Origin of the sequence: Dietzia massiliensis (assembly GCF_018390595.1) — a bacterium.
GTDB classification, from domain to species: Bacteria; Actinomycetota; Actinomycetes; order Mycobacteriales; family Mycobacteriaceae; genus Dietzia; species Dietzia massiliensis.
This window is the reverse complement of the sequence record NZ_JAHBAV010000090.1, coordinates 1-6781: the sequence shown is the minus strand read 5'-3', so window position 1 is coordinate 6781 and position 6781 is coordinate 1. Positions and strand designations below refer to the sequence as shown.

Genomic DNA, 6781 nt, shown 5'->3' with positions numbered 1-6781 from the left:
GGGGGCCGGCGTGGGCCTAGTTCCGCGGTAGGACCAGCACGGCCAGGAGGGTCGCCGCGGTGGTCAGGCCCAGCACCATCGCGACGGTGCCCTGCCAGCCCGCCACGTGCAGGAAAATCCCGCCCGCGAACCCGAACAGTGACGAGCCGCCGTAGTAGCCCAGGTTGTACAGCGACGAGGACTGGGAACGCCCCGCCACCGCCGCGGACCCCGCCCAGCCCGAGGCCACGGCGTGCGCGGCGAAGAACCCCACCGTGAGGATCACCGTGCCGGCGATGATCGCCCACAGGTTCGCGACCAGGGTGAGCGCGGTTCCCGCCATCATCGTCAGGTTGCCCGCGATGAGCACCGGCTTGCGGCCGAACCGCGAGGCCATCACGCCTGCACGGGGCGCCGAGAAGGTGCCGGCGAGGTAGGCCAGAAAGATGAACGACACCAGCCAGATGGGCAGCGAGAACGGCGGGTCCGCCAGCCGGAAGCCGAGGAAGTTGTAGACGGCCACGAACCCGCCCATCGTGAGGCAGCCCTGCAGGTAGACCACCCACAGGGTCGGCGAGCGCAGGTTGCCCAGCAGCGCGGCCATCGCCTCCCGCAACCGGGTGACGCGAGGGGTGAAGTTCTGGGCACGCGGGGCGGCGCGCAGGAAGATGAGCACGCAGAGCACCGCGAGCCCCGTGACCGAGAGCATCCCGAGTTCCCAGCCGATCGCCTGACCGATGGGCGCGGCGATGATCCGCCCGGCGAGGCCGCCGATGGTCGTGCCGGACACGTACGTGCCCGCCGCGATCGCGGCGACCTTCGGGCTGACCTCCTCGCTGAGGTATGCCACGGCCAGTGCGGGCACCCCGCCAAGCATGAGGCCTTCAACGAACCGCAGGACGAGCATCCACCAGAACCCGGGCATGATCGTGATCAGCGCCGCGCAGAGGCAGGCCAGTGCGATCGCGGTGAGCATCGCCTGCTTGCGGCCCACCGCGTCGCCGACATACGACCACGGGATGACGCCCAATGCCACGCCGAGGGTTGCGGCGGAGATCATGAGTGCGGCGCGGTCGGGGCTGACGAGAAGGTCGTCTGCGGTCAGCGGCAGCAGCCCCTGGGGCGAATAGAGCTGGGCGAACGTGGCGACGCCTATGAAGAACAACGCCGCCAGCAACCGGCGGTACGGCGGGGTACCCGGCCGCAATCCCGGACCATCGCTGCTCACAACACGGCCGCACGTTCCGGGCGGTTTCGTATTCCCGAGTAAACCTGCAAGACCCCTCCGGTTCGTCGAGCGAGTTCGTCCAGACCAGCTCAACGGCGCGAACCTGAATTTCTCTTGCCACGATGAGAGCGCAGCAAGTGCAGGGCTCTCCTGGTCGGTGTGCTGCTGAGCGGTCCGTTCCGCGAACGAGACGGCCCGCCGGGTCCTCCGAGCGCGCGCCGATCGCAGGCGCGACCAGCACGAGAACGCCGGGCTGTTGCGCGGTCCCCGCCCGGGGCTCAGTTCAGCCCGGCGTAGGAGTGCAGGCCCGAGACCACGATGTTGATGAAGAACAGGTTGAACACCAGCACCGCGAAGCCGGCGATGTTGATCCACGCCGCCTTCTTGGGGCCCCAGCCCGACGTCGCGCGGGCGTGGAGGTAGCCGGCGTAGAGCACCCACGAGATGAAGGACACCGTCTCCTTGGGGTCCCAGCCCCAGAAGCGGCCCCACGCGCTCTCCGCCCACACGGCGCCGAGCAGGATGCCCACGCCGAAGACCGGGAAGCCGATGACCGTGGCGCGGTACGCCAGCCGGTCGAGGGTCTCGGCGGCGGGCAGCGGACGCGCCAGCCGCGCGCCCCAGCCCCGCTCCTCGCCCTGCGGCTGCCACACGCGGATGAGGTACATGATCGACACGACACCCGGGACGAGCAGGATGCCCGAGCCCAGCGAGATGATCGTGACGTGGATCGGCAGCCAGTACGAGCGCAGCGCCGGCACCACGGGCGCGGCCTCCGAGTACAGGTGGGTCCCGCCGAAGAACAGCAGCACCAGCACCGGCACCAGCATGAACGGCCACGCCGTCTGCAGCGCCGGCTTGCGCAGGAACACCAGCCCGGCTCCCACCGCGAGCAGGGTGGTGCCGAGGATGAACTCGTACATGTTGCCGAACGGGAACCGGTCCGTCGCCAGCCCGCGCGTGATCATCGACCCGGCGTGGAACAGGAACGCCACCACGATGAACAGCTGCGCGATCCGCGCCCACCGCACGTTGCCCTCGGAGGCGCGGTTCTCGTCACCGGTGTCGGTGAGCGACCTCGACTCCGTCAGGCCCACGTCCGGGCCACCGACTGTTCCCGACCCGCCGGCGGCTGCACCCCGCCCGGCCGCCACGAGCTGCTGGTGCGAGACCTTCGGGACGCGGAAGCCCGCGTAGTAGATCAGCGACGCGACGAGCGCCAGGGCGTAGATCCCGAACGCCGTCCGGAAGGCGAGGTCCGAGTACGTCGACAGGGTCTCGTCGACGGGCAGTCCCTGCGCGAGGGTCCAAGTGATCACCGGGTGTCGTCCTTCCGCACGTCGTCGCCGGCGGTGCCGCGACTAGATGAAGTGTGGTCCTTGTCGGCCCCACCCGGCAAGACGGGTGTGACGGCCGACGCCGCGACCAGCCGATCGCGGAGCTCGTCGAATTCGCTCCCCCAGCCGGACCGGTCCGTCTTGGCGAGGCCTCCCAGTTCGACGCGGGTGACCTCGTCGTCGTCGACACTCACCCGCGCCCAGATCCGCCGGCGCCGCACCATCAGGCTCAACACCAGCCCGCCCATCATGACCGCGGCGGACACCCCCACCCAGATCTGCGTGGGGTCGGAGGAGACCTGGATGTTGATGAACTCCTCCGCGCCGTCGAAGCGGACCTCGGTGCCGTCGGCGAGCGTCGTGGACTCGCCCGGCCTGAGGTTGACGCGCGCCTCGCGGTTGAGGACGCCCGACTCGATGAGGTCCGAGTCCAGGGAGAAGATCGACTGCGGGCGGCCCGTGTCGAGGCCGGCGTCGCCGCGGTGGACGTCGATCGCCACCGCCGGATCGTCCATCCGCGGGAACCGGGAGCTTAGCAGCGTGCCGTCGAACTGGGCGGTCGGGGCGAAGAGGCCCTGGATCGCGATCTGTTGCGTGCGCCGCTCGGCCAGGTCCGGGTACATGCCTGCGGGCGGGTCGAAGCGCATGATGCCCGACGACAAGAAGGTCTGCAGCTCGGTCGGCTGCCAGTGCTGCGTGTCCGTGCGTGTCTCGCCGTTCGGGAACGTCACCGTGAACGTCGGCGCGTAACCGTGGCCCTGCAGGTAGACGCGGGTCGATCCGATGCGCAAGGGGTGGTTGACCCGCATCTCGTACGACTCCCACGTGTCCGGGTCCGTGGTGGTGACCTCTTCGCTGTAGCGCACGTTGGAGGTGAACATCTCGGCCTGGCCATTGGGCAGGTAGTCGGCGCGGAAGTCCTCGACCTTGATGCAGAACTGCTCGAGGTCCGTGCCGTCGACGAGCAGGCCCGCGCGGAACGAGTCGTACGCGCTGGGCGTGGTGTTGCAGAACGCCGGCGACTCCTCGGTGGCGATGATGACGCGCATGCCCTCCGCGTAGACGAACTTGCCGGCCGCGAACATGATGAGCAGCGCCAACAGGCCGAAGTGGAAGACGATGTTGCCCACCTCGCGCATGTAGCCGCGCTCGGAGGACAGTTCGATGGTGCCGGGGACGCGGCCGTCGCCGTCGTTGCGGCGGACCCGGCCCTTGAGCTCGCGGCGGATCTGCTCGGCGGCCTGCTCGGGGGTGGCCGTGGTTCGGTAGGCGGCGTGGTGCGGCAGGCGCGACAGGTTGCGCGGCGTGAGCGGCGGCGGGGTGCGCAGCTGCTTGACCAGCTCGATCGAGCGCGGCGTGAGGCAGCCGACCAGCGAGATGAACAGCAGGACGTAGATCGCCGTGAACCACCAGCTGGAGAACACGTCGAACAGCTGGAGGCGGTCGTAGAGCTCGCCGAGCCAGCCGTTCTCGGCGATGTACTCGTTGACGTTGCCCTCGTTGAGGCTGCGCTGCGGCAGTAGGGCGCCCGGGACGGCCGCGACGGCCAGCAGGAAGAGCAGGATGAGCGCCGTGCGCATGGCGGTGAGAGTGCGCCAGGCGTTGCGGAGGAAGGAGGTGACGGTGCCCAGCGGTGAGCGGGCAGCGGCAGTTCTGGGCTCTGGCATGGGGTCCATCTGCGGGTCGCGGCGCGCCGAGGCGACTCGGCGCCGGTCGCACCCAGGCTAGCCCGGCGATCCTGAGCGGAACCTGGCAGGGTGCGGGCGGGTGTGCGGCCGCCTCCGGGGAGGTCAGGCGGGGTGTGGCGCGGCTCTCCCGGTGACCCACCACGGGAGCCCGGGGCTGTTCTAGCCTCCGGCCATGACCCGGAGCGCCGCGCCCACCATGCACCCCTGCGAGCCCGTCGGTCTCGACTACACCTCCACCGCGCGGTTCCGGTTCTCCAACTCCGTGCACATCCCCGCCGCCCCGGAGCAACTGTTCGAGATCTTCCTCGACGCCGACGCGTGGCCGCGCTGGGCGGGGGTGATCACCAAGGTGGACTGGACCAGCGATCCCCCGCACGGTGTGGGCACCACGCGCACCGTCCACATGCTGGGTGGGCTCGGCGGCGACGAGGAGTTCCTCGCCTGGGAGACCGGGCGGCACATGGCCTTCCGGTTCACCGCCTGCTCGCTCCGTGCCGTGCGGGCCTTCGCCGAGGCCTACGACATCGAGCCCACGGACCGCGGCTGCCGCCTCACCTGGACTCTCGCGCTGCACGGGAACGCGCCGACGAATCTGTCCCTCACCGTGGTCCGGCCCGTCATGAACCTGCTCTTCCGGCGGTTCCTGCGCACGCTCGCCGCCCTGGCCGCCGAGCGGTACGCGGGTCGGGCCGGCTGAGCGTTCTCGTCGTCGTCGACTTCGTCGTCTGTCTCGTCGGCGTGGACCTCACCACCGTCACCACCGGCGCCGCGGTCACCGCCGCCACTGCCGTCGCTACCGTCACCCCCATCACCACCGGTAGTCGAGGAACTTGCCGTCCAGGGTGATCACCACGCGGTCACCGTCCGGGTCGGGCCGCCGGGCGATGTCCACCCGGAAGTTGATCGCGCTCATGATGCCGTCGCCGAACTCCTCGTGGATCAGCGCCTTGAGCGCCGGCCCGTAGACCGACAACGCCTCGGTGAAGCGGTAGATCGTCGGGTCTGCCATCGCTTCCGCCGGCGTGCCGCGCCCCGGCTGTAGGGCGAGGCCCTCCGCAACGTCGTCGCCCAGCTCCAGCAGGTCGCACACCGACCTCGCCTGCTCGGTCGACATCGGGTGCTGGCCGAGTAGAGCGGCCGTGGTCCACACGAGCGGGGTCCCCAGGTGTTCGGCCAGCTCCGCCCAGGTGCGGCCCTGGCAGATGCGGGCCGAATCGACGTGGGCCGCTGCCTCGCTCTTGGACATGATCGGGATCATCGATGGGCCTCTACGACGGCGGGCTCGCTGATGACCGCGACGGGCGCAGCGGTGGCGGGCACGCTGGTGGCGACGGGCGCAGCGGTGGCGGCGGGCGCGGTGGTGGACGGCTCGGCGACCGGCTCAGCGACTGCGCCACTCGCCGACGCCGACTCCGACGTCCGCCGCTCCTTCGTCCGCGCGTGGGTGACGTAGAGAGTGAGCCCCACGAACAGCAGTCCGCCGACGAGATTGCCTGCGACGGTCGGGATCTCGTTCCACACGAGGTAGTCGCCGAGCGAGAAGTCGCCGCCCAGCATGAGGCCGCTGGGGAACAGGAACATGTTGACCACGGAGTGCTCGAAGCCCATGTAGAAGAACAGCATCACGGGCATCCACATGGTCAGCGCCTTGCCGCTCGCGCTGGTGGACATCATCGCGGCGACCACCCCGGTCGAGACCATCCAGTTGCACAGCACGCCGCGGAAGAACAGCGTGGCCATCCCGGCGGCGCCGTGCTCGGCGTATCCGAGGGTCCGCGCCTCGCCGATCTCGCCGAGACGCTGGCCGACCTCGTCGGGGGCGACGTTGAAGCCGTAGGTGACGATGAACGCCATGAGGAACGCCACGGTCAGCGCGCCGGCGAAGTTCCCGACGAAGACCAGCCCCCAGTTGCGGAGCAGCCCACCGAAAGTGACTCCGCGGCGCTTGTCGAGCAGCGCCAGCGGCACGAGCGTGAACACGCCGGTGAGCAGGTCGAAGCCCAGCAGGTACAGGAGGATGAAGCCCACGGGGAAGAGCACGGCGCCGAGGAGCGCGCTGCCGGTCTGGACGGTGACGGTGACGGCGAAGGCCGCCGCGAGCGCCAGGATCGCCCCTGCCATGAATCCGCGGATGAGCGTGTCGCGGGTGGACAGGTGGACCTTCTTGGCGCCGGCGTCGATCATCGCGCGGGTGAAGTCCGGTGGTTGGACGTAGGACACGGGTGCCTCCAGCTGTGCTGCGGTGGATGGTCGTACCGCGTCGAGTCTGGGCGCGCTGTATGTCCGGTCCGTGTCTCTGTTGTGTGGATCGGTAACTCTTTGCTCACCGCCACGCGCACCGCTGGTGAGGCTCGTGCCGGTCTAGCCTTGTGTCGCGCTTCTCTAGCCCTGGGTCGCGGCTCCGCCGGTGTAGTCGCGGCCGAGGGTGCGCCCGCGGTACGGCTCGGCGGCATCGTCCGTGGGCGCGGGCTCCTCGACCCGCGGACGTCCGAGGACCGCCGGGGCGACTTTGACCGGTTCGCCGATGATGGCGGTGGTGTTGGTGGCGT

Annotated in this window: 6 protein-coding genes; 1 reads left to right on the top strand and 5 read right to left on the bottom strand. The window is 69.9% G+C overall.

Annotated features, from left to right (window positions below; translation table 11 throughout):
- Positions 1-16: 16 nt before the first annotated feature.
- The 3 genes from KHA85_RS15735 to resB all read right to left on the bottom strand — a co-directional run bounded on the left by KHA85_RS15735 (position 17) and on the right by resB (position 4211).
- A complete protein-coding gene (locus KHA85_RS15735; RefSeq protein ID WP_213186532.1) occupies positions 17-1207 on the bottom strand; it encodes an MFS transporter in 1191 nt (396 codons plus the stop codon).
- Positions 1208-1485: 278 nt separating this feature from the next.
- Complete coding sequence (ccsB, locus tag KHA85_RS15730; RefSeq protein ID WP_213186531.1) at positions 1486-2526, bottom strand: c-type cytochrome biogenesis protein CcsB; 1041 nt, start codon at positions 2524-2526, stop codon at positions 1486-1488.
- Complete coding sequence (resB, locus tag KHA85_RS15725) at positions 2523-4211, bottom strand: cytochrome c biogenesis protein ResB (protein WP_213186530.1); 1689 nt, start codon at positions 4209-4211, stop codon at positions 2523-2525. The genes ccsB and resB overlap by 4 nt, the downstream gene beginning before the upstream one ends.
- 217 nt (positions 4212-4428) lie before the next feature.
- Here resB and KHA85_RS15720 point away from each other — a divergent pair, with 217 nt between their 5' ends.
- Positions 4429-4929 (top strand): SRPBCC family protein, encoded by a 501-nt coding sequence (locus KHA85_RS15720; protein ID WP_213186533.1) that lies wholly within the window; start codon positions 4429-4431, stop codon positions 4927-4929.
- A 111-nt stretch (positions 4930-5040) separates the two neighbouring features.
- Here the strand turns inward: KHA85_RS15720 and cynS are convergent, their stop codons facing one another.
- Together cynS and KHA85_RS15710 are read right to left on the bottom strand one after the other, a co-directional pair.
- Positions 5041-5490, bottom strand: coding sequence for a cyanase (cynS, locus tag KHA85_RS15715; protein WP_213186529.1), 450 nt, complete (start codon positions 5488-5490; stop codon positions 5041-5043).
- Positions 5487-6452, bottom strand: coding sequence for a formate/nitrite transporter family protein (locus KHA85_RS15710; RefSeq protein WP_308936974.1), 966 nt, complete (start codon positions 6450-6452; stop codon positions 5487-5489). Before KHA85_RS15710 ends, cynS begins: the two co-directional genes overlap by 4 nt.
- Positions 6453-6781: the final 329 nt, after the last annotated feature.

Excerpts from the sequence above, each read along its gene's own strand:
- KHA85_RS15720 (WP_213186533.1), top strand. The coding sequence starts at position 4,429 with ATGCACCCCTGCGAGCCCGTCGGTCTCGACTACACCTCCACCGCGCGG.
- resB (WP_213186530.1), bottom strand. The coding sequence starts at position 4,211 with ATGCCAGAGCCCAGAACTGCCGCTGCCCGCTCACCGCTGGGCACCGTC.
- cynS (WP_213186529.1), bottom strand. The coding sequence starts at position 5,490 with ATGATCCCGATCATGTCCAAGAGCGAGGCAGCGGCCCACGTCGATTCG.